Source organism: Azospirillum sp. TSO5 (assembly GCF_003116065.1).
In the GTDB taxonomy this organism is placed as follows: Bacteria; Pseudomonadota; Alphaproteobacteria; order Azospirillales; family Azospirillaceae; genus Azospirillum.
In genome coordinates, this window is record NZ_LGQY01000112.1 from 1 (window position 1) to 25,286 (window position 25,286).

Annotated in this window: 21 protein-coding genes; 14 read left to right on the plus strand and 7 right to left on the minus strand. The window is 63.6% G+C overall.

The genetic code is table 11. The features are described 5' to 3' along the window. Positions 1–766: 766 nt before the first annotated feature. Positions 767–997, plus strand: coding sequence for a hypothetical protein (locus TSO5_RS24770; RefSeq protein ID WP_109154124.1), 231 nt, complete (start codon positions 767–769; stop codon positions 995–997). A 282-nt stretch (positions 998–1,279) separates the two neighbouring features. Beyond that, positions 1,280–1,492, plus strand: coding sequence for a hypothetical protein (locus tag TSO5_RS24775; RefSeq protein ID WP_109154125.1), 213 nt, complete (start codon positions 1,280–1,282; stop codon positions 1,490–1,492). Positions 1,493–2,045: 553 nt separating this feature from the next. Here the strand turns inward: TSO5_RS24775 and TSO5_RS24785 are convergent. Next, a complete protein-coding gene (locus TSO5_RS24785) occupies positions 2,046–4,229 on the minus strand; it encodes an ATP-dependent RecD-like DNA helicase (RefSeq protein WP_109154162.1) in 2,184 nt (727 codons plus the stop codon). Positions 4,230–4,402: 173 nt separating this feature from the next. Continuing rightward, complete coding sequence (locus TSO5_RS24790; protein WP_109154126.1) at positions 4,403–4,888, minus strand: MucR family transcriptional regulator; 486 nt, start codon at positions 4,886–4,888, stop codon at positions 4,403–4,405. Positions 4,889–5,079: 191 nt separating this feature from the next. On the opposite strand from TSO5_RS24790, the gene TSO5_RS24795 reads away from it, so the two are divergent. Both TSO5_RS24795 and TSO5_RS24800 read left to right on the plus strand, forming a co-directional pair. Beyond that, positions 5,080–6,135, plus strand: a complete 1,056-nt coding sequence (locus TSO5_RS24795) for a phosphoadenosine phosphosulfate reductase family protein (protein WP_109154127.1) — start codon at positions 5,080–5,082, stop codon at positions 6,133–6,135. 91 nt (positions 6,136–6,226) lie between these two features. Further along, positions 6,227–6,514: a hypothetical protein gene (locus TSO5_RS24800; protein ID WP_109154128.1), complete on the plus strand. Its 288-nt coding sequence runs from the start codon at positions 6,227–6,229 to the stop codon at positions 6,512–6,514. Positions 6,515–6,568: 54 nt separating this feature from the next. Here TSO5_RS24800 and TSO5_RS24805 read toward each other — a convergent pair whose 3' ends face one another. The 3 genes from TSO5_RS24805 to TSO5_RS24820 all read right to left on the minus strand — a co-directional run bounded on the left by TSO5_RS24805 (position 6,569) and on the right by TSO5_RS24820 (position 9,847). After that, a complete protein-coding gene (locus tag TSO5_RS24805; RefSeq protein ID WP_109154129.1) occupies positions 6,569–7,036 on the minus strand; it encodes a hypothetical protein in 468 nt (155 codons plus the stop codon). A gap of 897 nt (positions 7,037–7,933) precedes the next feature. Then, complete coding sequence (locus TSO5_RS24815) at positions 7,934–9,118, minus strand: ATP-binding protein (protein ID WP_109154131.1); 1,185 nt, start codon at positions 9,116–9,118, stop codon at positions 7,934–7,936. A gap of 120 nt (positions 9,119–9,238) precedes the next feature. After that, positions 9,239–9,847: a hypothetical protein gene (locus TSO5_RS24820; RefSeq protein ID WP_109154132.1), complete on the minus strand. Its 609-nt coding sequence runs from the start codon at positions 9,845–9,847 to the stop codon at positions 9,239–9,241. A gap of 641 nt (positions 9,848–10,488) precedes the next feature. Here TSO5_RS24820 and TSO5_RS24825 point away from each other — a divergent pair. From TSO5_RS24825 to TSO5_RS24865, 9 genes are all read left to right on the plus strand, one after another. Beyond that, complete coding sequence (locus TSO5_RS24825) at positions 10,489–11,748, plus strand: AAA family ATPase (RefSeq protein WP_246458191.1); 1,260 nt, start codon at positions 10,489–10,491, stop codon at positions 11,746–11,748. A gap of 166 nt (positions 11,749–11,914) precedes the next feature. Then, positions 11,915–12,283, plus strand: a complete 369-nt coding sequence (locus TSO5_RS24830) for a hypothetical protein (RefSeq protein WP_109154133.1) — start codon at positions 11,915–11,917, stop codon at positions 12,281–12,283. 109 nt (positions 12,284–12,392) lie between these two features. Then, a complete protein-coding gene (locus TSO5_RS24835; RefSeq protein ID WP_109154134.1) occupies positions 12,393–13,133 on the plus strand; it encodes a hypothetical protein in 741 nt (246 codons plus the stop codon). Continuing rightward, on the plus strand, positions 13,133–13,549 hold the full coding sequence (locus TSO5_RS24840; RefSeq protein ID WP_109154135.1) for a hypothetical protein: 417 nt from the start codon (positions 13,133–13,135) through the stop codon (positions 13,547–13,549). The genes TSO5_RS24835 and TSO5_RS24840 overlap by 1 nt, the downstream gene beginning before the upstream one ends. Next, a complete protein-coding gene (locus TSO5_RS24845; protein ID WP_109154136.1) occupies positions 13,546–14,130 on the plus strand; it encodes a hypothetical protein in 585 nt (194 codons plus the stop codon). Before TSO5_RS24840 ends, TSO5_RS24845 begins: the two co-directional genes overlap by 4 nt. A gap of 250 nt (positions 14,131–14,380) precedes the next feature. After that, a complete protein-coding gene (locus TSO5_RS24850) occupies positions 14,381–15,376 on the plus strand; it encodes a hypothetical protein (RefSeq protein WP_146203834.1) in 996 nt (331 codons plus the stop codon). After that, positions 15,373–15,603 (plus strand): DUF4314 domain-containing protein, encoded by a 231-nt coding sequence (locus TSO5_RS24855; protein WP_158282479.1) that lies wholly within the window; start codon positions 15,373–15,375, stop codon positions 15,601–15,603. The genes TSO5_RS24850 and TSO5_RS24855 overlap by 4 nt, the downstream gene beginning before the upstream one ends. Positions 15,604–15,751: 148 nt before the next feature. Beyond that, the gene (locus tag TSO5_RS24860; protein ID WP_109154139.1) at positions 15,752–16,435 is read left to right on the plus strand and encodes a hypothetical protein; all 684 of its coding nucleotides are present in this window, start codon (positions 15,752–15,754) and stop codon (positions 16,433–16,435) included. A gap of 246 nt (positions 16,436–16,681) precedes the next feature. Further along, complete coding sequence (locus TSO5_RS24865) at positions 16,682–17,464, plus strand: XF1762 family protein (RefSeq protein ID WP_109154140.1); 783 nt, start codon at positions 16,682–16,684, stop codon at positions 17,462–17,464. A gap of 367 nt (positions 17,465–17,831) precedes the next feature. Here the strand turns inward: TSO5_RS24865 and TSO5_RS24870 are convergent. Then, positions 17,832–19,264, minus strand: a protein-coding gene (locus TSO5_RS24870) for an IS3 family transposase (protein WP_247870958.1) whose coding sequence is annotated in 2 segments (ribosomal slippage) — positions 17,832–18,895 and positions 18,895–19,264 — 1,434 coding nt in all. Because the reading frame shifts where the segments join, the coding sequence is not laid out codon by codon here. An 80-nt stretch (positions 19,265–19,344) separates the two neighbouring features. Continuing rightward, entirely contained in the window at positions 19,345–19,881 is a 537-nt protein-coding gene (locus TSO5_RS24875; protein WP_109154141.1) for a hypothetical protein, read from the minus strand. Positions 19,882–20,367: 486 nt separating this feature from the next. Here TSO5_RS24875 and TSO5_RS24880 point away from each other — a divergent pair, with 486 nt between their 5' ends. After that, a complete protein-coding gene (locus TSO5_RS24880) occupies positions 20,368–24,900 on the plus strand; it encodes a strawberry notch-like NTP hydrolase domain-containing protein (protein WP_109154142.1) in 4,533 nt (1,510 codons plus the stop codon). The last annotated feature ends 386 nt before the right edge of the window (positions 24,901–25,286 follow it).

A 25,286-nucleotide genomic window follows, 5' to 3' on the forward strand; every position in this document is an offset into this window, starting at 1 on the left:
CGCGGTGGTCGTAGTGGGCGAGCGCCCAGCGCTGCCCTCCACCAGCAGGCCCTGCGCGTCGATGGCGCCGATCAGCAGCAAAAATTTTCGCGCATGGCGAGCATGCGCGCGGTAGACTCCTTCAGCATAAAAAGCGAGGCCTCATGAACCGCCGCCTGCCATCCTTCCAAGATCCTGAAATGAGCGACAGGCGCCGCCCGGCAGATGCCGAGCCTCCAGAGGCTCTTGATCCCGCCGCGGCATTCGCATTGGGACAATGGGGCATGGCGAAGCGGCTGGCCCAGCCTGGTCGATCGCCACGCCGGCGCTGAGTGTCCAAGCTGGCGTTGACCTGCTGCGGTCTATCAATGGAGGAAGCGGTGCATAGCGGGGAGTGTGTTCGGGTTGATATCGTCCGCGTATTCTCCGACGCTTCCGCGCAACCGCATCATAGAGGCTGGGGCGCAGTTTTGGTGGCGGACGGTCGCAAACCGCACATAATGGGGGGGGCGATCCGAGGCAAGCGCCGCACCAGCACGGGCTTGGAGGCCGTGGGCATAATTTTGGCGCGGGCCGCCGCTCAACGGTATTTGAAGCGGCATGGGCTGCGTGTCGAGTTGCTGGTCGTTCATACCGACCATCAAGATATTGCTTGGACTTTTCAGGAACGTGAGGGCACGGCCAAGCTAACTTATAGATGGATCGCGCGAGAGCACCCGATGATGCGCTGGGCTCACCGCCGTGCTCGTATGCTTTAAAGAGCCTGTCGCGATAAGGAGTGCTGAGTATGATCATGCTGTTCTGGCTGTTCGTGACATCGTCTATGTTATTCCTTGTGCTCGCCGCCACGTCGGGCTCTCCACCGCCGGTCTCGGCCGGCCCCAATCGCTGGCTCATCCTGGGGTTGCGCTTGCGTCGCTTGTCGGGATCGCAAACCGCCTGCCTACTCACAGGCCTAATCGCTCTCGCCACTCTCCTCGCGTTGCTCGTAGCTGCGGAAGTGGGTATGGGCGCCTGATTGCGCTCAACTGACATCAATCTGCGGCAGGCCCTCATGGTGTAGCAGCACGACACCGGTGCTCGCGGCCAGATCACGGGCGGTCGGGGTGAACCCGAGCAGGGCGACGACAACGGCGTGGGTCACCGCCAGCGGGCCATGCGAGCCGACCGCGCCGACCTGCAGGACGGCCGACTGCCTTAAGTTGTCGATTAAGGAGTTTGCGGCTAGGGTGCCTCAATAGAACCGGCACCGTACAAACCCGCCGTCTACCTCCGACAGCGGCGTCACCTGAGGAAAACTATGACGCGTAATGAACGACTTGCGACTGCTTTTACTGCCATGAATGAGGCATTCGAAGTGCTGCGCCCTCTCGCCACCGGCGGCAGCGAAAAGGGCCCTGCAAGTGAGCTGGTCGCGCAAGTGTTGGAGAGACTCTATAACGACATGGACGCTCTTGTTGAGGTCATGGCTAGTCCGGCAAACGACGAGCAAGCGCTGAATAGGCCGAACTGACCCGCACCCGCCCGCTCTAAGCCTCGACCGTCCTCTCCGGTTTGGTAATGTGGGCTGGCAGTCTCCTCCGTAGATTCCCCACAGCGCTGATAGGCGCCAGATGTGGACTGGCTATCGACAAATCGCACCTGAGGCTCTGATGCACCAGTCCCCGGCTTGGTCCGTTCGTCACGTGGCCACCCGCATTCACGGGTGCGATCTCGCTGTAACCTGGCGTCCTGAATGCTGGGTATGGACCGTAACCGTTGCCGGCGAACAAGTTGCCAGCGGGAGATCGCGCAGCCAGGAGGGCGCCCAGAATGCTGCCGTGCAGGCAGCACGGCGCCACGCGGACGATGGTGGCAAGGTGCAACTCCCATTGTTCTGAGATCGACGGCGACCTCGTCGGTCATGCAGCGGTTGCGCACAGCAATCCTGCGGCCGCAAAGACGCGGGTCGGGCTGATCTGTCGGGTTCTCACGGCGGGGGTATGCGCGGGCGCCTGCACATCGAGGCAAGCCCGTCCGGATCGAAAGTGCTGCACCAGTGAAAGAAGAAGAGATTTCCGCGCTGGTCAGGCTGCTTTTGCCAATAGCCACTCCTTCAGCTTCGACCACCGGTGCCCCTCCTGCCGTGCCCGCACCGCCGTCCCGAGCGCCTTCCGCTGGCCCACGACGACGACCAGCCGCTTCCCGCGGGTAACACCGGTGTAGACGAGATTGCGCTTGAGCATCGTCCAGTGCTGCATCGCCAGCGGGATGACGACGGCCGGGTATTCCGAGCCCTGGCTCTTGTGGATCGTCGTCGCATAGGCCAGAGACACCCTATCCAGCTCGCCGAAGTCGTAGGGGACCTCCCGGCCGTCGAAGTCGATCAGCAGTTCGCTGTTCTCGGGGTCCATTGCGGTGATGACGCCCAGGTCCCCGTTGTAGACCTCCTTCTCGTAGTCGTTTTCGGTCTGCATCACCTTGTCGCCAACGCAATAGGTCCAGCCAAAGCGCTCGACCCGGACATCGCCCGGCGGGTTCAGGACCGCCTGGAGTTCCACATTCAGCGACCGAGAGCCGAGACCGCCGCGGTTCATCGGACAGAGCACCTGGACATCGCGTACGGGATCGAGGCCGAAACGCTTCGGGATCCGGTTTCGAACGACCTCGATCAGCTTGCGGACACCGTCCTCGGGCTCCACCGCTTCGACGAAGTAGAAGTCTGAGCCTTCTACGGGTGTCAGGTCCGGCATCTGCCCCTGGTTGATGCGGTGGGCATTGACGATGATGCGGCTGGCCGCTGCCTGCCGGAAGACCTCGGTCAGGCGCACGACAGGCACGGCGCCGGATGCGATTATGTCAGCCAAAATCTGCCCCGGCCCCACCGACGGCAACTGGTCGACATCACCGACCAGGATCAGGGCCGACCTGTCGGGAACCGCCTTCAGCAGTGCGTTCATCAGCGGCACGTCCACCATGGACGTCTCGTCGACGACGAGCAGGTCGCACTCCAGCCGGTTCTCCTCGCTGTGCTTGAAGCCTCCGGCAGCCGGGTCGAAGGCAAGCATCCGATGGATCGTCCTGGCCTCCATTCCGGTGCTCTCCGAGAGCCGCTTGGCCGCGCGGCCGGTCGGGGCGCACAGCAGGATGCGGATGTGCTTGGCGGCCAGGATCTTCAGGATGGAGTTGACCAGCGTCGTCTTACCGACGCCCGGGCCGCCGGTGATGACCATCACCTTGGATGCCAGGGCAAGCCGGACAGCCTCCCGCTGGCTCGGCGCCAGCGTCAGTCCCGTCCTCCCCTTCACCCACTCCAGCGCCTTCTCCATGTCGATGGCGGGCCAGGGCAGCGTCCCGCCCGCAAGTCCCCGCAGCCGGGCGGCGATGGCCTGCTCGGCCCGGTACAGCCCGGCCAGAAAGACGCAGCCCCTACCCTCCAGTTGGTCGGCTATCACGGCGCCGTCCCGAAGCTCGTCCGCCAGCGCCCCGGCCACCAGATCGGTGCCAACCTCCAGGAGCTCGCTGGCGAGCTTCTCCAAGTCCTCCACCGGCAGACCGCAATGCCCCTCGTCCATCGCTTCAGCCAGCGCATAGCCGATGCCCGCCCGGACGCGGACCATGGCCGTCTTCTCGATGCCCAGCTTGGCCGCGATCTGGTCGGCCGTCTTGAAGCCGATGCCGCGGATGTCCCGGGCCAGCCGGTATGGGTTCTCGGTGATGAGTTGGATGGCCTCCTGCCCATAGGTCTTGTAGATGCGGACGGCCCGGGAGGTCCCGACGCCGTTGGCGTGCAGGAACAGCATGATCTCCCTGATCGCCCGCTGGTCGGCCCATCCCTTTACGATGCGGTCGGCCCGCCTGGGCCCAATGCCGGTGACCTCGCGCAGGCGAGCAGGTTCGGCCTCGATGACGTCGAACACGGCCTCGCCGAACGCTTTAACGAGCTTCTTCGCGTAGACCGGGCCGATTCCCTTGATCATGCCAGAGCCTAGGTACTTCTCGATGCCCTCCAGCGTGGTCGGCTGGGTTGCCTTCAGGAAGGTGGCCTTGAACTGGAGGCCGTGGGTGCGATCGTTGACCCAGCTGCCGCTCGCCTGAATCCACTCCCCGGCCGAGATCATCGCCGCATGGCCGACCACCACGACAAGGTCCCGATGCCCCCGGACTTTCACCCGGAGCACGCAAAAGCCGGTCTCGGCGCTGTGAAAGGTCACGCGCTCCACCAGCCCGGCCAGGGACTCCGTTGATAACGCGATAGCTTGCCCGCTCATGCCGGGATTGTGCTGGATTCCCGACCGTGAGACCAGATTTGTCAGCTCCGCCCCAGTTTTCCCGTCATCCAGCTCCTCCAAGACGTTGGCTTGTTCGGTGCGGCCGGGAACGCCGGCGCCCCCAAGCAGCGGCGGCGGCGGCAATCTAGTCGCTCCGCCGTATCACCCCGATGTCAGGGGGCCGCCTTGCCGCGACCACGGCCACGCCCTGTCGGTTTTTCCGGTGCCACTGGCGCGGGTGTCTGAGCGCGACGCCCAAGCCCCATACCCTTTGCCAGTTCGGATCGAGCCGCCGCGTAGGCGGGTGCCGCCATCGGGTACTCCGGCGGCAGACCCCATTTCGCCCGGTATTCGTCGGGCGCCAGGTCGTGCTCGACGCGCAGGTGACGCTTGAGAAGCTTGTTCTTCTGCCCGCATTCCAGGCAGGTGATCGTGTCTTGCGACACGGAACGCTTGATGGGGACGGCCGGCTGCTGGACCTCCGATCGCGCCGATGCGGGGTTGCTCGCGGTGGAGAGTGCCCCGTAGATCCCGCGCAGCACCGCAGGGATCTCAGCCACTGCCAGGGTATGGTTGCTCAGGTACGCGGACGCAATCTTGGCGGTGATCTGCACCAGGCCTGCTTGATCAAAGCGATCCTCATGGTTCTGCTCGGACATTCAAAGTGTCTCCACTGTCGGTGCAAGACGGTGATGCGGGCCGCCAAACTAGCACGAAGAACGGCATTCATCACAGTGTAAACTCAACAACGAAAACTCGGAGATCAGCATTTTTTATCTTGTTCTATGCGCTGTGTACGATATACTTCCTTTCATCGGCGCCGCCCTCCCCCACAATTCCGGAGTCCCCTATGTTCCAGTACACGCTGGACATCTTCTCCGATTCCGCTTCAGTTCCGATCTCTGGGCTTGGCCCAGTTTCGGTTCCTTTCTTCGAACCGGACTTGGCAAGCTATGACCATTTCCTTATAGCATTCAGCGGGGGCAAAGACAGCGTTGCACTGGTCCTTGACCTGCTGGAGCGTGGTATTGATCCTGAAAAAATTGAACTTTGGCACCATGATGTTGACGGTCGTGAGGACCACGGCAATTTCATGGACTGGCCGGTCACGGCAGATTACTGCCGCAAGTTCGCTGCAGCCTTTGGGTTGCGCATTTATTTCTCCTGGCGAATCGGTGGCTTCAAGCGTGAACTCCTGAAGACTAACGCCATGATCGCGCCGGTGGCCTTCGAAACACCTGAAGGCGTGAAGGTGGCCGGTGGAGAGCGCGGCGAAGTCGCGACCCGGCGGCGCTGGCCAGCGCTCTCGCCCAATCTGCGCATTCGCTGGTGCAGTGGTGGTTTGAAAGTGGATGTAATGTCTATTGCGATCAACAACCAAGAGAGGTTCCGAGGCAAACGCGTCTTAGTGATGACCGGAGAACGGGCAGCGGAGAGCACCAACCGGGCCAAGTACCTACCGTTCGAGAACCATCGCTGCAACGCACCTGGTAGACGGGTCAACCGGACAGTCCATGTCTGGCGATCCGTGCACGCCTGGAGCGACGAGGATGTCTGGGCGATCATCAGGCGACATGGGGTTGTAGCTCATCCCTGCTACTACCTGGGATGGGGGCGGGCGTCCTGTGCCGCGTGCATCTATGGCTCGCCGTCGCAATGGGCCAGCCTGCGCGTGGCAGCGCCCGAGATGTTTGGCGTGATCTCCACGATGGAGGGCGAGCTGGGGCACACCATCCAGCGGGACGAAACGGTCACGCAGCGCGCTGACCGTGGGCGTGCGCATGACATGGATCCGGAGACCATCCGCATCGCCATGTCCCGCACCTACGAAGGACTCATCCGCGTGGCTACCGCGGACTGGCACCTGCCGAAGGGCGCATACGGCGAGAACGCCGGCCCCTGCTGACCGCCGGAGGTCTCCTTCTCCTGGTCGGGCTCACTTCGCCCTGTCGGACAGCCTCCTCTCCGGGTATGCTCCCGCCGAGAGGTGCAGCCCGATGTCCTACCGTAACAACCACCGCAACCGCTTGGCACTGTGCGCCATCGCCATCGGCATGTGCATGCTGGTCGTGGCAAGCCAGCTACTCCCGTGGCTGCACACAGCGACCCTGATCGCGGGCGCGGTCATCGCGGTCGTCCTGCTGGCGTTCCTTGGTTTCCGCTACACGGCGTTCTGGCGCGACATCTGGATCATGCGCCGCGCATTCAACCAGGCGGTCGACGAGGCGAACGAGCGCCGGAGCCTCGAGCCCTTGTCGCGCTTGGACGCCAAGAAATACGACTGAGAACCCACGCGATCCTCTAACGCTTTAAATCGATGCTATGCGCTGACATCCGCTCTAGTTCGAGCATCCGCGAGCGGGCGGCACTTGCGGGTAGGCGATCACGGTAAGGCGCTGTGCGTCCAATGCCACATGCAGGTAGCAGTCCGAGGATCGGTAGAACATTCCCGCAATCTCAATGGTGAGGCCAGCCCTGGCGGCGAGTTCGTCGAGACACGTCTTGGCCGTCTGCAGCGACGTCATCAGATAGGGCTCCGCCACAGAAGAGCCGATCCGAAGTAGATTGTGCGTGGTCTCTTTGGGCGCTATTGGCACCGCTCCCGCAAGGCCACCGCCAATGGGGGAGGCGCCGATCAGCAGACCGGTATCCTCGGCCGATATGATCTCCGCCCGAGACGGGTTTATCGGATAAGAGCCGACCGCAAGCACGAGGCGGCGTCGTCGGATCAACTCCTCCAAATGTCCAACCGGCATCATGGCCACCCCGGCGGCGGCAGGCTCCTGGCCCGCATGATCGGCGATCATTGGGGCACCTCCTCAGCTTGCGCAATTTCGGCCCTCGCAGCGCGCTCAATGCACCGTTCCAGAACCAAGTCGGCGACCCTCGCTAGGACTTGGGCCTCCACAGGACCGCGTCCGGTCAGGAGGGCGCGACGCACTTCATTTTTTGCCTCCGGGGTGACGGCGTCCGAGATCGCCATCGCCGCTACTGTGACGTCAGGAGCGGAGCGTTGGATCATTGCGACGTATTGTTCGAGAGCACTACCTGGAGGGCCATAGACGACGACGAAATGCATGGCGGACGCTCGCGCTATTCCAGGGAGGATTCCCGACCGAAGTGGCAAGCTTGGCGACGTCAGTCGACACTTAGCCGTACCGTACGGACACAATGCTCACGTGATGTGTTGCATAACCGAGTATGCATCCTTAGAGTGCCCTTCCTTTGTGTCTCGCTATTATTGCGCGACTTTCCGCAAAAGGACAATCCTACCCTTGGTGTTATGGCGAGGTCCGCCCAGGCGCTGCTCTCTCGCCAGCGTTGTCTCCTACCGGAGGTGACGCTGGGCTGGAGCCTGATCCTGACCGCCAGAGGCAGGTTCTTGGCGCTCCAATTCTGGCGGCGCTCGGTCTGACGACTGCAGGCCAGGTGGCAATAGTTGCCGCAATCCTACCCAGGGGGACCTCCCCGCCCCCCGACGCCCTCGGAGACGAACGCGGGGGACCGGATGGTGTGCAAGCGAGCGAACGGGTGCTCGACGTGCGGGGCAGCTATCGCGAGCTGCGCGACATCGCCTGCCGCCTGACCGTTCGGCAGACGGGAGGCTATGCCCGGCGCACCGACCCGAGGCCCGCAAACTCGCCTCACGGCATGGGGGCTGCCCCGGCGTACCGGGACTGCGGACAGATTGAACCGCCCGGTGGTTAATCTTCCACAGGCTCGTCAAGATCGAAGAACCGGCGTGCGAACTGGTCAAATTGGGGAACGGTGAAGTCGATGAGGCCATGCTGCGGGGCGTACACGAACCCCTTGCGGATCAGGGTCGCACGCGCCGGGCCGATCTGATCCACTTTCTTGTGCATGTGGGCGGCCACATCGGCAATGCGGTAGGGGCCGCTGCCGATCTCCGCCATGGCGGCGAGGAATCTCTTCTCGCCGGTCGTCGCCCGGTCGATGCGGACCTTGAAGAAGCTCGCATCGAGGGCCTTCGTAGCCTCAAAGCGTGCGATCTCGGCGTCAACCTTGGTGATCGGGCTGGCGAGGGCCTGCTCCCAAGCGTGTTTACCGAACTCCTGAATGAAGTACGGATAGCCTTCTGTGATGTCTAGAATGTGCTCCACGGCGTCCGGGGCAAAGTGGACGTCCCGCTCCCGGGCCGGGCCGACCAGGGCCTCGGCTGCGGCGGCGCGGCGCAGGTTCTCGACAGGTCGAAAGTCGAAGAGCCGCTCTGCGTACGATCGCGCGTCGCCGGAAAGGGCGGCGATCTGCGGCAGCCCGGCGCAGATGAAGACGATGGGCAGAGCCTTCTGCGAGATCCGGTGGCTGGCGGCGATCAGCCCAGCGAGGCCGGCATCGTCGAGGTACTGCACCTCATCGATCAGCAGTCCGACGGGCGTTCCGGATGACCGCGCCGCCTCGCCAAGCGCCACGAACAGGTCGGTGAGGTCGGACTTTAGGTCCCCGGAGTCGGCTTGTCCGAGCGCGGCATCGACGTCGAACCTGAACTCCGGCCCGTCGGGGATTCCAACGGTGAAAGCCTTCAGCACCCGGAGGGCGGAAATCCCGAAGTCCTTGGCCCGCTCAAACATATTGGCCCGGAGAAGCAGCTTCCGGACGGCTTTGGCAATCTCACCGCGAAAGTCGATCCCCTCCGCCAATTCCATGTGCTCGATGCGGTAGCCTTCCTCCTCAGCTATGCGCTCGGCCTCGTTCAGCAGGACGGTCTTCCCGACGCCGCGGAGGCCGTAGAACATTATCGAACGCTGCGGTGCGCCTCCCTTCACCATCTTATACAGCTTGGTGACCGCATCGATTTCGGCCTGACGGCCCGAAAGGATCAGCGGGCGCGTGCCGGCCCCTGGGCGATACGGGTTGCAGTAGGGATCCAATGCACGACTCCAGCAATCCGTCCTGGTAAGAGGCGTCACTTATAGCGGAGGCGTCCTGAGTGTTCACGCGATTCTCCCGCACGGCTGTCACGTCACCCGGCGGATGGAAGTCTCCGGCGTTTACGGCCCAGCTGCGTCCGCCGGCAGTTCTTGCGGGCACCCAAACGACGTTAGGTCGATGGCCGCCTCCAGGAAGGCGAACACGTTTAGTCCCACTGACCATCCCCGTTGCCGGTCGCGGCTGGTGAGCTCGACGGTGCCGTTCATCGCCCACACACCCTCGTCTCGAGGGGCGCTCCCGTTGTCGTAGACCGGACGGAAATCGGTGGCGTGAATGATCTTGTTGCAGCTATCGCGAATCCCCAGTTCCCCGCTGCCTTCGTAGAACTGTCCGAACGGGCCCTGCTCGTCGTCGATCCTCCTCCTGTGATCAAGGTAACCGGGCGATTCCCTGAACTGGTCGTCGAACGTTCGGACGAGAACTGCAAGCTTCAGCAGGCTTCGGGAAAGCTCGGCCTCGGCGGTTCTGTGATGCAACGCGGCAAGGTTTGGGAACTCCCAAGCGGGTTCCACGTCGTCCTCGACCCAGAGCGCCGGCATGGCGACGCTGGCCAGCACGACGTGCAGGCACTCGAGGCAGAGGCTCCGAATTTCGTCGCGGTCAACGACGTGCGGCTTGTCAAACTCGTGCCAGTACGGGTTCTCGGTGGGATGCCTCGGCTCGGTCATCGTTCATCTCTGTCTGCGGGTAAACGCCGGCACTATGCGGCCAGGGCACATCCGCTTGCAAAGCGTCCGGCGGAGTCTTCTCCTTCACGGAACTCCGACACGGAAGTGTTCAGATTGTCCAGTACCTCGGTGCAAAATGTGAATAAGGGAGCGTGCCGGCTGCAGCCGCTGGGGTGGGTGAGCCAGACAATGACGTATTTCTCAGCACCATCAGCGTCTGTCAGATTTCGATCAAGCCCACCCTGAGTCGGCTTCCGTTCCCGCTCGAGCGGTTAAACGCCCGGTTAAGGGAGACTCCTACCGGGTGGATTGCTGGAGCGGGGCCTGCCCCTGACCGCCAGAGGCAGGCTCTTGACGCTGCACTTCTACCGGCGACTGGTCTGACGACCGCAAGCCAGGAGGCGGGGAGGGCGTCATCAGGACCACGAGCGGCGTGCATCCGGCAAGCGTCAGTAGCGCGAAGGCGGCGAAGGCAAGGCTCTTGAGCTTCATTGTCTGAGTGCGATTTTGAAAGAACAAGGGCGGACATTCTACCGTATTACTCAGACAACGGTCAATAAAAATTCGGTTGATTGCGCTCGCATCTTGCGACAAAGCCCGAAACAGGCTTAAATACATGAAGCCGTTATGGAGCTTCCACCATGCTCTCCTTGGTCAAACGAATGGCCGCCGCGATGATCCCGCAGAACATCTATGACGAAACCTCGCCTAGCAGCGAACAGTTCGCCGCAATCCGTGCGATTGAGGACTGGTACAGCGACAAGCGTGCGCCGCAGGTTTACTTCCTCGGCGGCGGCGCCGGCACCGGCAAGTCGTACACGGCCAATAAGGTGATCGAACGCCTCAAAGAGCGGAACAAGGTCAAGAAGGTGGCGTCCGGGGCCTATACGGGGAAGGCTGCGCACATCCTGCGCAAGAAGGGGGTCAAGGACGCGACGACCATCCACCAGATGATCTACGAGCCCCGCGAGGACGAAGAGACGGGGGAAATCTATTTCGTATCCCGTATCGACGGGCCGGCCGCAGAGGCGGACCTGATCGTGCTGGACGAATGCTCAATGATCGACGAGAGGCTGGCCAACGACATCCTGATGTTCGGCAAGAAGGTGTTGGTCCTCGGCGACCCGTACCAGCTTCCGCCCATAAGCGGTGCCGGCGCATTTACGAAGAGCGCCCCCGACTTCCTCCTGCGCGAGATCCACCGGCAGGCCAAGGAAAGCCCGATCATCCGGCTGGCGACCATGATCCGCAATGGCGAGCTGCCGCGCCGTTTCGGGTCCGCCGGTTCGGCCCACGTTCTCCCGCTCACCCCCCAGACCCAGCGCCTCGTCGCCCGCCGTACGACGCAGACGCTGTGCGGGGTTCACAAAGTCCGCTTTGCCTACACGAGCCGCCTGCGTGCGCTGCACGGGTTCTCCGGCCCGATGCCAATGCGGGGGGAGCCCGTCATGTGCTGCAAGAACAACCGCGACGCAGCGCTCTTCAACGGCATGATGGGCATCATGACGGCCGACGCCGAGCAGGGCTTTGAGAAAGGGGAGGGCGTCTTCAACCTGTCGGTCCTGATCGAGGATGAGGCGAAAAGACGCAAAGACCTACCCACGTCGCCATGGATGTTCCAACAGCACTTTAATCACAGCATCACCCGCCCTAAGATTAGAAAAGGTATTGAAGAATTCGACTTTGGCTATGTCCTGACTGTCCACAAAGCACAGGGCAGTGAATGGGACAGCGTGACGGTCATTGACGACTCGCGAGTCTTTCGCGATGACCGCTGGCGTTGGCTTTATACCGCGGTCACTCGCGCCAGCGATGAACTGGTGCTCCTCCTGAGAGAAGACCTTGGCGGCCGGTGGAATATGCCGGTGTTCGATGACTGCGAATTGCAGCTCGCTGCCTGATCTGCACGAACTCGCGTCGCTCCTCGTCCTACCGGCACAACAAAAACGCCAAGGCTTGCACCAGCTTCGGCCCGCAGGAAACATCGTACAGGGCGCATTATATTGTTGCAGCCATGCGCTTTGTACGATACTTTTGCTGTGTTCCCCAAACACGTCCGAGGCTCCGATGCCCACTATTCATCCGCCGCCCGGCTCTCAATCCGACCTTTTCGGCCCGCAAAAGCTCCCGCTTTGGCAAACCACGAACATTCGCTGGATCATTGAGGAAGGCGAACACAAAGGGCGGCGCTGCATTCTGAAAAGCAGCTTCGACACCAAAGACGGTATGAGGTTTGGTCGCGTGGTTTTGGAAGACACGCGCGAGGAGATCGTCCTGCCGGTGGCGGACTTCCGCCTCGTGATGGAAACCGTTGTGCCGCCGGGCCTGGAACCTTTCAGTGTCCGCCGCCGCCCGATCCCGAGCCTGCCCGTAGCTACCTCCCTGACCTCAATGAGGGTTCGGCCGGTCGAGGCTCCCCCCGTCCGAGCCGCGTAAATGCCGGTCGGCGGTTACCCCTTCTCGGTTCCCCGACATCAGCCGCCGACCGCATCCCACCGCTCCCCACACCGCCCAACAGCCCCTCATCCCTGGAAAGAACCGCACCATGCCACACAGCAAGGGCGACCGTGTTTGCCTGACCCACCCGAAGACCAAGCAGACGGTCAACGCCGTCGTGTTCAAGATCGCGGCCAAGGTTTCCGTCGTCACCGACGATCTGGAGATTTTCACCGGTGGTCCCGCCGTCTTCACCCCGTCCAAGGTGCCCATCCCGTCCAAGCTGCACGATTTCCTGGCGAACCTGACGCTCGAGAAGGGAGCCCGCGTCGAATACGAACATGAGGGGGCGATGGTGTACGGCGTCGTCAGCAAGGGCGGAGAGAATGTCGTCGTCGTCCTGGATGGGGGGCGTCAGGAGAGCCGTGGCCCGGCCTACCTCTACCATCGGTCCAACCACCCCCTGCCGGTTGATCCGCCGTCGGACATGGACAGATGGGCCGTTACGAACTACCGCGAGGTCAAGGCTCTGAGCGAGGAGACCCCGTGCTTTACGGCGACGATCACCTATGACGGTAAGCCGGTTCTACTCGCCGACAATCGCGGTCAGGGAGGTCCCAACGGCTATGCCACCCACCCGAAGGCTCCCAAGGGCACCAAGTGGGAAACGAAGCTGCTCGACGACGCAAAGGCCTGGGCCGAGCAGTTCGGCTGCGCGCACCCGGTTCCCGGCGAGACGGATGACTGGCTGGACTGGCATGTGACGGAACGGCCCTTCGGTGTCACCGCGGCCGCGCACTTCGCGAACTGGAACGCCATGACGGCCAGACTGCGCAAAGCGGAGGACTGATGGCGATGCAGAGCCCCTCATCTCCTGTCTGGTGCCTTCCAGGCGACGACATGCCGATGGTCGAGCCGACGGCTACGCGGGCCGCACTGGCGTCATGGATCGCGGCACCCGACGCCCTTGTTGAAGGCCGCTGGCTCGTAGCCGTCGTCGTCACCCGACGCCGGGTGTACGACGGGGCGCTTGGCCGGCGCGTGACGCGGGACTGGCGGATCGGCCACTTCCTTATCTGGCGCGATGGCCAAGCCGCTCCGACGCTGGATCGGCAGATTTACCGAGAGGTTCTGCAGGAGGCTCGTGCTTACGGTGTCGACCAGAGCGTGGTGCATGGGCGACTCTGCACCATCGGCGGAACGCGCATGAGCTTCGAGCAATTCGGTGTGCGGTCACGGACCCAGCGCGAGGGGCTGGCCGAATGACCGAATCCCGTTTTGCCCGTCACCAGCCGCCTGAGGCCGTGGATTATTGCTTCGACGGCCGCTGCAAGACTGGCGCTTGCCTCGGGTTCTGCACGAAGGACCGTAAAGCCCGTTACGCGGAAGCGGCCAACTGGTTTCGGGAGGGTGGCTGCGTCATCTGCACCCACGATAGCCGGGTTATGGGAGACCACATGACCGGTCGCGCTGGGACAATCCGGCGGGTCTGCGGGTCACCCTTCGATGACCACTGCTATGTCGTGTTCCCTCCCATCGGGCGTGAGCGCAAACCGCGCGAGCGCATGATGGAATTGCGCCAGCTGGAGCCGTTCGATCCCGATGCTCCGTGGCGTCCGGTGCTGGACGCTGAGCAGCTCCGCACCCTGGCCGCGATCCAGGCGGCCCCCTCAGCACCGCTTGTCTGGGGCCGGGAGCGGAACAGCCGCTGGCGTCTGGCCCGGACCCTCGCTGCATTGGGCGTCGTCCGGCACTCGCCGGGCAAGAGAGCGTGGCTTGAACCGTGGGCACTCACAGAAAGAGGGCAGGGAGCACTTGCGCTGCTCGCCCAACCGCCGACGAGCTAGAACCCGGTAATCGCGGGCGAAAAGCGAAATCGCATCGGCCACGTCTTCCAAGGCGTGGCCGCTGGTGTTTGTTGTTCGCTGTCCCACATGGACAATTGGAAATACAGATTTCACTCTGCGTAAGAGCCAGACTTCGTAGAGGTGCAGAATAGCGGCAAATAAAACCGGAGCGCGCCGCATTTTTTGATTGCCTTATGCGCTGTGTACGATACATTTGCCTCGTTCCCCAACATGCAAGGCGACCGCAGCTATGCCTGCACCCGAAACTTTGGCACCCGCCATGACCGCTCCAATTGCGGCCACCTCCATCGACAAGCGCCTGTTCGCGACGTTCCGACCGCAGGCCTGGGTCAATGATCAAGCCGTGGACATCGACGGCGCGACCCTGATCGACGTGACCGACAAGGTGCTGGAACTGAACGCCGATGAAATTCGGGCTCTGCCCGACAGCCCGGATAACGACTTCCTGGCCGAAGGCACCGCCGAACTGGACGCCCACGGTGGCCCTTATGAGGTCGATGTGGACGCGGGTGACCTGTGCGCCTTTTTTGGTGTCGCCGACATCGACGATCTGACCGACGAACACGTTGCCGGAGCGAAGCCCCTCCGCACCGTCACGATCTCGGTGGAGTACGGCATGACCATGCAGGCCTATGGCCGTACGGCCATGCCGCTCGTCGTGCCGGCGGACACTGCCGATGAAGATCTGGTTGCGCTGGCGCGCAAGGCTGCTGCGGAGGCCTTCAAGAACGGCAAGCTGATCGACAGCTGGAAGGTGGACGCCAGCAGCGCCGATGGTTATCGCGTCGTGTCCATGTCCGACGCCGATGAACGGGACATCGACCCCGATGGCTTCTCGCTGCAGGACAATGGCATGCGCTACCTCACCGCGGCCGAGCGCGCCGTGTTCGACAGCGCCGCCGGCCGCGCTCTGCTGGTTCACCTGCCGGATATGCTGGCTCTGCTCAATGACGCGCTGCCGACCATCGCCGCCATGGCTGGTTACAAGACGCCAACCCCCCAGGTCGACGATTTCATCGGGCTGGAGCGAGACATCACGAAACTCCTTGCGGTGGTGAGCGGCGACAAGGATGCCAGCACCAACAATGACGATGAAGACGTCTGCCGCACCTGCCACGGCCCCGGCGCGACCGGCGATGATGCCTTCGATGGCGAATGCCCATCCTGCGCCGACAAGTCCGACGAAGCTCTCCACGCCGAGCTTGGTGCGGCAGGCCCGGTATGAGCGTCTCCGTCACTCAAGGTGTTCTGCCCAACGCCGAAGACCGCATCCGCCTGCTGAAGATGGGACCCGATCCCTGTCCAATTGAGCCGGGGGCCACCGGCACGGTCAAAGCCGTGAACATGTTCAAGTTCGGACCACCGGGGCATGGGCAAATCCGTGTCGACTGGGACAATGGCAGGTCCTTGATGCTCGCCCTGCCGGAAGACGAGTTCGAGATCATCGCCTAACCGCTGCGGGCGCGTTCCCTGGAGCGCGCCCCCGTCCTTGGCTCCTTGACGCTTGAAGCCAGCGCCTGAGCCCACCAGCGGCACCTGCGTCCCCCCCGCTTGCTGCCATTCCCGCACCGGGAATCCGACCGCGACACCGGAGCACTCCATGGTCGTCTTATCCCCTCTCCCGATCCTGTGCGCTGCCGAGTTGGACACGCTCGCGGGGATCCATGCTGATCCCGCCTGCTCCATCATCGGCACAGGCACGGTACCGCCAGACCGTCTGCTGGACCTCCACGGCACGGGCGTCTTGGTGAAACCCGCCTACTACGAGCGCGACGGCAAGCCCTGGCCGGTGTCGGCGCGCGGCTTGGCGGTCCTCCGCCGCGCGGGACTGATCGCGGATGTGCCTCCGATTGAGTGCGTCGCCGCCGTCCGACAGGGGAGCGGATATGCCGCCATGGAAGGTGCGCCCGTTCAACCCTGGCACCTCATTCTCGACCGGCATCCCTACGCCATTCCGGTCAAGGGCGAGGTGCCGCTCACCCCTGGCTGGACCCATGTGTTTTCCGGCCATGACGGGCCGGGAACCAGCGACTGGTTCGTGCTGCTCCGGCTTCCCCCAAAGACGCCGGGCACCCGGATACGCGTGGTCCATCGGGAGCCTGGCTTCTCGCTGTCCAGCACGGAGGGGATGACCGGAACTCTGTCGACCCCACCGTTCGCTGGCGAGTGCAAGAGCTGCAGCTATCCGAACAGCCCCTACTCCTGGTTCATTCCGGACGGGGTGTGGAAGTCGTACTGGAACACTTGCGTGACCCGGCTCGACAAGGTGGAGCTGTTGCCGTGACGGCCGGCATCTATCGCAGCAATCTCGCCACCTAAACGGCCGGCCCGTCGGCCGGAGTGCAGGCCCTTTCGCTCGCCCCTGTTTCGCGCCCTGTCCGTCACCCGTCTCCGTGACCTCAAGCCGATCAGGGCCGCGACCACCTGTTGGTTCACGGGCCTCCGCGCAATCGCGCCGCCCTAGCCGTCTTCGTCCGCCCCCGACACCAGAGCGCCGCCACACAGCCGCCGCTACACCCGGACTCTGCCAATGAACATGCTTTCCAAGGCTGATCGCCAGCTCGCCATCGACTTCGACCGCGACTACACCATCCCGACATGCATCCATTGCGGCGAGCCGCAGGTCGTGGAACTGGCCGAAATCTGGTCGGATCACTCCTTCATGATCTCCACCTGCTGCCATCTGCTTTATGAGGAACTGGTTTATGAGATGGCCGATCCGGACTTCCGCACGTCCCTGCTGCAGAACCTGCAAGCGGCGGAGCACCTGGGCGCTGAGCGGCTGCGTCGGGTGGCCGATCAAGACGGGCAGCTACTCTTGGATTGCGAGTTGGAAGTCGCGCCCATCGCCTTTTCCAGGATGAAAGCCTTCGTCCAGCGCCACCACGATCACTGCCCGCCTCCCGTCTGTTGGCGGTATGGCGCTGGCATCTGGAACGGTCACACGCTGGTAGGCGTCGTTTCAGTTGGACGGCCAGTGGCCCGGATGCTGCCGCAGACGGCCTGGGTGGAGGTTAACCGGCTGTGCGTTGATCGGAGCCTCCCGGACACGCTTCGGTACAAGGCCTGCTCGACCCTCTATGCCTGGGCGGCCTCTGAGGCTGCCCGGAGGGGGTTCGACCGCATAATCACATACACGCTCTCGACGGAATCCGGCATGAGCCTCCGCTACGCCCGCTGGAAACCCGAGCACGTAACCCGACCGAAGAGTTGGAACAGCCGGAGCCGCCAGAGGGTCGACAAAACGCCCCTGGTACCGAAGGTCCGCTGGGCACGCGACCTCAAGGCGGCACGTCCGGCACTCCAAGACTGAGGGAGCAGCGCATGCATACTCCGCGGGTCTGGCTCGCCGCGGCTTCTCGGCGTCGAAGCACGACGTCGGGAGACCGGCCATACACAGAGCATATCGGAACGTGTCAACGCGAATGAGACAGCCGAGATTTGAGTTCAAGCTCGGGAAACTTGCGTGATCGGAGGCGCCAGCAAACTGGTCGCCGCGTCCGTCTGCTCGCAGGATGCCGGCGGGCTCAGGTCGCACAAGGCCCTTCCGTCCCGCCCTGTGAGGCGGGTCCCTCGAGAAGAGCCTTGCCCGCCCCCTCGCGCGCCGGCGTGTTGAATGGCAGGCCGGGACGGCGGGATGGCCGATCTCCAGCCGAACACCGGGATGACAGGACTGAGCATCAGCTCGCCTTCGGCTCGGCCGGCGGGTTGATCCATACGGCAGCTGGCGGTGCCGGCGCTTCAGGCGGCTTGCGGACGAAACGCTCGGGATGGCGGCGATGCCCCTCATCGAGCACTGCCTGACGCGCGGCGCGGATCGCAGCGGTGTCGCCGTAGTGCACCTGGTGCGGGGTCATCAGCGCCAGCCCGGAATGTCGATGTTCGGTGTTGTACCAGCCGAAGAAGGCGCGGCAGAACGCCCGGGCATCCTGGATCGAGCCGAAGCGGTCCGGGAAGGTGTGATGGTACTTGAGCGTCTTGAACTGCGCCTCGGAGAACGGGTTGTCGTTGGATTGCTGCGGTCGGCTGTGGCTGCGTGTCACGCCGAGATCAGCCAACAGCTCGATCACCGCCTTGGCCTTCATCGCCGCCCCGCGGTCGGCATGCAGCGTCAGCCGGTCGCGGGTGATGCCCTGCTTGCGCACCGTCTGTCGGATCAGCCGCTCGGCCAGTGCCGCGCTTTCCCGGTAGGCCACTGTCCAGCCCACCACGGCGCGGCTGTAGATGTCGAGGATGACGTAGAGGCACAGCCAAGTGCCCTTGACCGGGCCCTTCAGCTTGGTGATGTCCCAGCTCCACACCTGGTTGGGGCCGGTGGCGAGCAGTTCGGGCTTGCTGTAGGTCGGGTGCCGGCACTGCTGGCGGCGCTCGCGCACCTCATCGTTGGCGGCGAGCAGGCGGTACATGGTGCGCACCGAGCACAGGTACTGCCCTTCATCGAGCAGGGTGGCGTAGACCTGGGCCGGGGCGGCATCGACGAAGCGGTCCCCATGCAGCAGGTCAAGCACGTGATCGCGCTCACCGCCGCTCAGCGCGCGTGGTGGACGGGGCCGACGGCGGGATGGCGGTGGTGGACCAACCCGGCGCTGCCGGTCGCGATGACGATAGAAGCTGGCGCGCGGCACACCAAGCGCCCGGCAGGCGGTGGAGACGTCCACCGCCGAAGCAGCCTGCTCAATGGCGGTCATCATTTGCTCTCGCCGTGGTCCATCGAGGGCAACGGAAGTCCCAGCACGTCGGAAAGTTTTTTTTGGAGATCAATGACCGCTTCGGCGCGGGTGAGGCGCTCACGCAGGCGTGCATTCTCCCGCTCCAGGCGCTCCACGTCGCTTTTCAGAGGATTGGTCGGCGGGGTCTTCGGCCCCGGCTTGGCCGGGGCGAGGCCGCGCAACTGTCCACCATCGCGTTGGCGGCGCCAACGGGTGACATTGGAGGAATACAGCCCCTCACGACGCAGGATGGCGCCAATCTCCTTGGGGTGGGCGCGGTCGATCTCCTCCAGCACGCGCAGTTTGTCGGCGACGCTGAAGCTGCGGCGCTGCGGGCGCTCGCTCACCTCCGGGTCGGGAGTGGATACGGTGGTGGAAGCAGGGGGGAGTGTCGGTGTGCTCATCAGGTCCTCAACAGCGCCCTCTACCGATCATTTCAGCAGGCGGCTGTCTCACTCAACGTTGGCACAGAGGGTATCGTCCGTCACGAACGGGCAGCCGGGGCGAGCTTCGCCAAGTCCAACTCGCCCTCGGCGCCCCACCCGGCGGTGCCGGCCTTCACCTCGGGCCGGAACGCCTCATACATCCGGAACGCCTGCCGTGCGAGGTCCGCCGGTGGCAATGAGTGGGCCAGCACCGTCATGGCCTGACGCACATCCTCCAGGTCGTCCCCAAACTTCCCGGCCAAGTACCGGTTCACGCTCGCCGGCGTGATCGGCTTGCCTTGACGGACCGCACGCAAGCCGCCCTTGGTGTGCACGGCGGGGACCGACCGTCCCATGAGGTGAAGGTGGATCTCTTCGCCATCTTGGAGCGCCTTGCGCTGATCGCTCACCGTCTCTGGGGTCGGCTCGAAAATTCCCAGCCGGACACCTTTGGCATGCGCTGTGAGGCCCGATAGAGCCTTTCCCATAGTGAGGGCCTCATCACGGTCCAGACCTAGCCGTTCCGCGACCACTGCAGCCCACAGCGTCAACACCGGTGCCCTGTTGATCATGATCTTGCGATGCGATGGCGACATAGTTCGATCCTTGTGTTAACGCCCTCATCTGAACGGAGCCTCAGATAAGCGGTTCCGTTAGGAGGGACTTCCAGAACGGGCGATGGAGAGTTGCGGAGATTGCCGCAGTCGCCGCAGCGGGTCTCTGGGCTGCAGACGACTAGCTGCCGCTAGGTGATGCTCTGCCGCCTTCGCCCATGCGTGACCTGCGCCAGATCCGACGCAGCTTGCGCCTTGGCGCTGCCGGCGGCGCCCTAACCAGGGATGACTGGGCAAGCCAGCGTCTGACTCGGACATCAAGTATTGCATTAGAAGCGCGCCTTGCCACCACCCCACCTAAAACGCATTACTATTGCTCCGCGTCCGACCGATACATTGAAGATACCTCACGCTTGTAGATGGCGGAGCTTAAAGTGTAGCGTTACGCTTCATTTATCGTTGCATGGCTGCGCTCTGTACGATATAACGGCGCTGTGTTCCCCACACTCCGCCCGCAGAGGCTCCCGCATGCAATCCGCTCCCGACTTTTCGCTTGTCATGAACCGCTACCGTTCCAGCGTCGGTGCCGCCGTCCAGGCCGGCACGCTGCCTCGCGGCTTCGGCATTGAGGTTCGCTGCACGCCCGCCGGCATGTTCACGGCTCTCAACGTCGAGGTCATTCGGTGTGAGGTTCTTGTTGTGGACCCCGCCCATGCCGCATCGCCAATGCCTGTTCTGAACACCGCCGGCGAATACCTGCGTAAGGTGCTGCTCAAGCTCGCAAATGAGAACGCCGGCATCGTGGGCGTGGTGAAGTACCGCCGCGATCTCTTGGCGCAACAGGCGTCCACGGTGCGCACGCTGGACGCCTCGGCGCTGGCCGCAATGGCGTGGGCTCCCCCGGCCAACGACTGCGCTCCGGAAGAGCCCCCGCCGCCCGCGTCGGCTGCTTGCGATGAAACGATGGTGAGCGGCTACGCTCTGCTCGCCGATCGCCTCTTGGAACGGATCAACGCCGGGGCGGCCATGTCGTCGGCGGAGCTTTTCAAACTGGCGGACGAAGCGTTCGGCGGAACCATGGGCGCGGGCGCTTACGTTGCCAAGGACGCCTATGAGGCGTCGGAACTGGCGATGAACCGCCATATTCGCGCCAACTCTGCCGTCTGGAAGCTGGACGTTGATGCGGACAGCGCCGTTCGGATCGCGTCAGAAATCGAGGCGGCGGCGGCTCTGTTCCCCACTCAGACCCGCCGCGATGGGGAAATGCTGGCGCTGCAACAGTTCTCGACGCCTCCCGCCTACGCCTACGCGCTGGCTTGGGCCGCGGGCGTGACTGCAGGCGACGTTGTGTTTGAGCCCAGCGCCGGGAATGGGGGGCTTGCGGTGCATGCCTCCAACGCCGGAGCTAAGGTCCACGTCAACGAAATCGCCAACCGTCGCAAGCTGGTTCTGCGGGCGCTCGGCTACGAGCCCACCGGCGAGAATGCCGAACAGGTCCACAACATCTTCGCGGGCAAGCTGACGCCTACCGTGGTTCTGATGAACCCGCCCTTTAGCCGGTCGATCCGCACGGGCGACAAAAAGGACCTGTCGGTGGCCGGCGAACACGTCGAGGCCGCGCTAAAGCTGCTGCCGAACGGTGGCCGTCTCGTCTGCATCACCGGCAAAAACACCGGGGCCATCGGCAATCGGGGCTCGTGGATCACGCGTATCCGCTCCAAATACGCCGTGCGGGCCAACCTGCTTGTGGGTGGTGCGCTCTACAAGGCTCATGGAACCAGCATCGAAACCCGCGTCGTGGTGATCGACAAGGTTCCGGCGAACAACACCACGCCGGTCATTGGGCAGGCGGACACCCTGGAACAGCTTATCCGCCTCCTGGCCCCGGTGCGCCGTACGTCCAAGGTGGACGACGACGGTGACGGCGCGGACAGCCGCTTTGCCGCTTACCGTCCGGCCCGCCTGGACACTGCCAAGCTGGGCCTGCCCACGCCGGCCCCGCATCCGGGAAAGCTCGTGGAAAGCTGGGCCATGTCGGCGGTCACGCCGCCGGAAATCTGGTATGTGCCCAGCTTCCCGGAAGACGTGATCGCGGAAGGAAAAATCTCGGCTGCGCAGTTGGAAGTCGTCTGCTACGCAGGTCAAGCGCACGCTCAATGGCTGGAAGCACATACCGATGGTGTTCCGTGGCGCCGTGCTTACTACATCGGCGATGGAACAGGGGTGGGCAAAGGGCGCGAGATCGCCGCGATTATCTTGGACAACTGGCACAAGGGCGTTCAACGCCATGTTTGGCTGACGAAGGACAGCACCAAACTCTTGAAGGCCGCAAAGCGCGACTTCAAGGCCTTGGGTGGCGATCCGGCCCTGGTGTTCCCATTGCGCGCCACCCCGGCGGGCGAGGCGGTGAAGGCCGCGCATGGCGTGATGCTCGTTTCGTTCGGAGAACTGCGGTCGAACCGCCCCGGTAAATCGCGGGTCCAGCAGATTGTCGACTGGCTGGGCTCAGATTTTGAGGGCGTTCTTGCCATGGACGAGTCCCACAAAATGGGCAACGCCATGGATGAAAAGGGGGAGAGGGGCCGCACGAAAGCGTCTCAAACGGCTTTGGCAGGAATCGATATTCAGCGTCTGCTACCAAAGGCGCGTGTCGTCTATATCTCGGCCACGGCTGCATCCGAAGTGCGCAATTTCTGCTTCGCTGATCGCCTCGGCATTTATGGACCGGGCACGCCGTTTCCCACCAAAGAGGCTTTCGTGTACCGCATCGAGGCCGGCGGCGTAGCCTCAATGGAGATCGTCGCCCGTGATTTGAAGGCCATGGGCTTGTTCTCGGCCCGCTCGCTGTCGTACGCCGACGTGAAGTTTGAGCGGCTGGTTCACGAGTTGGCCCCGGCTCAATTGGAAACCTACGATACCTTGGCTGATGCCTGGCAAATCGTGCTTTCCAACCTCGATGCCGCCATGGACTCAGCGGGTTCTAAGTCTGACGCCGGCGCCCGCAGCGCCGCCCTGTCGGCATTCTGGGGGGCCAACCAGCGCTTCTGGAATCAGGTTCTCACGTCCATGCAGCTGCCGACAGCGGTCCGTGAAATGGAGCGCGACATAGCCGCCGGTCATGCCGTGGTCGTCCAACTCGTGAATACCCTGGAAGCCCAGCAGGAACGCGCCCTGTCCAAGGAGGGCGCCATGGAAGCTCTCGACGATCTGGACCTGACGCCTCGTGACATTCTGATGCAGTATTTGGAGGCGTCGTTCCCCATTCACGCCTACGAGGAATACACCGACGAAGAGGGCAACACGCGGACCCGCCCCGTAATCGACGAAGCGGGGAACCGCGTCGTGTGCGCAGAAGCGGTCATGATGCGTGACGATATGCTGGCCCGCGTCGGCTCCCTCAAGGTGCCGCACGGGCCGCTGGAAGCCATCATCGACCATTTCGGCGTGGAAACCGTGGCCGAGATTACGGGCCGCTCCCGCCGGGTCGTCACCCTGGCCGATCCGGAAACCGGTCTGCCGACGCGCCAGATCCAAGCCCGGAGCGAGGGCGCCCGCCTCGCCGACATGGAAGCGTTCGCCAACGACAATAAGCGCATTCTGATTTTCAGCAATGCCGCCAACACGGGCGTGGATTTTCACGCGTCCAATCAGATCCCCAATCGTCGCCTGCGCCGTCATTACGTGCTGCAGGCGGGGTGGAATGCGAAAGAATGCACCCAGGCCCTGGGGCGCACCCACCGCTCCGATCAAGCGCAGGCCCCGGAATACATCTTGGTCACGACCAATCTTCGCGGCCAACTGCGGTTTATTACGTCCATCGCCCGCCGGCTGGGGGCGCTTGGCGCTCTCACGAAGGGGCAGCGCGACACCGGCAGCCAAGGGCTGATGTCGGAGCGGGACAATCTGGAAGGCGAGTACGGCACGGCGGCAATCAATCAGATCATCCTCGAACTGCACATTGGAAGCTCGGTTGCCGGGCTCACCATGGCTGAGTTTGAGCGCAAGCTGGGGCTCCGCCTGACCGATAAGGAAGGGAACCTCACTCGCAACAGCTTCCCTCCGGTGCGTCAATTCCTCAACCGCCTGTTGGCGTTGAAGGTGGCCGACCAGAACGCGCTCTTTGATGAGTTCCAAGATCGCCTTGATGAGCAAGTTCAGGCCGCGATTGATGCCGGGGTCTATAACCAGGGCGTCGAGGAATACCGGGCAGATCGCATCGAAGTGGTGAGCCCGCCGCGGACCGTGTACGTCGAGCCGTCGTCCAAGGCGGAAACCTACTACGTTCACCTCCGGGCATGGCACCGCCGCACGCCCCGTTCCTTCCATGCCGTTGCCGACGGACGGATGGGTGGCAAGAAGCGGGAGGTTACCGGCTTTGTCCGCGAGATCGCCACGGGGGCGGTGTTCGCGGTCGCCACGGCCCGCGCCCGGACGGACGACGCAGGGAGCGTGATCGCACAAGTCCGGCTTATCGGCCCCTACTCGGAACGCTTCGAGGAAGCCCGTAATCTGTCATCCGCTAAGGCCTTCGCCATCCTGTCCAGCAGCGAGGCCGAAACCCTGTGGCTTGAACAGGCGAGGGCGACGAAGGAACTGCAAGGCTACGATCTGAACCTCATTTGCGGCGTTCTGCTCCCTGTCTGGGACCGCCTGGATGCCGGGGGCCGGGTCTTCCGCGTGATCGATGAAACGGGCGCTCAGTACCTTGGTCGCCTGATCCATCCCGGACGCGTGCGTTCCACCCTGGCGAAGCTGGGCGCCGATCTGAATACGGCCTGGACCCCGGAAGAGGCCATTGACGCGGTTCTTACCGATGTGCGGCTGGATCTGGTGAACGGGTGGAAGCTCAAGCGCGCCCGCGTCAACGGCGAGTATCGGATCGAGGTCGTCGGGTTCCAGCCGTCGGATATCAAGCGTCTGGCCGACCTTGGCTGCCGGCGCGAAATTGTCCAGTACGCGACGCGCTTTTTCGTCCCGACCGCCGATGCGTCGGTGATGACCGCGCTTCTCCGCGTAGCGCCGGTGGCTGAGGACGACGCCGACGCAGCGGAAGCGGCCTAAGTCGGGAAAGGAACCTGTCCGGCACTTCGGGCAGGTTCCGCCGGCTCCCCGAAGGAGCAGGGGAGGGAATCAACTCGCCCCCTCTCCGCCACCCCCGTCCCTCGAATGTCGCGGTCGAACGCCAGTGCGGCGGGAAGGCGAGGCGGGCAGGGGAGCCGGCCAGGATCGGACCCCGACCCTGGATAGGAATGGATACGAAACATGGCGACGAACTACGGCCTGGGGCAGGCCAGCGGGCCTGAGCTACGAGCCCTGCGCAAGGCACTTGGGATTGAATCCCAGCTTGGCATGGCGGCGCTGTTGCACTTTCTGGGCGGCACACCGGTAGCGCGGTCCACGATCAGCCGTCAGGAGAGGCTTGCTGCCGCGTCATCGACAGAGCTGGT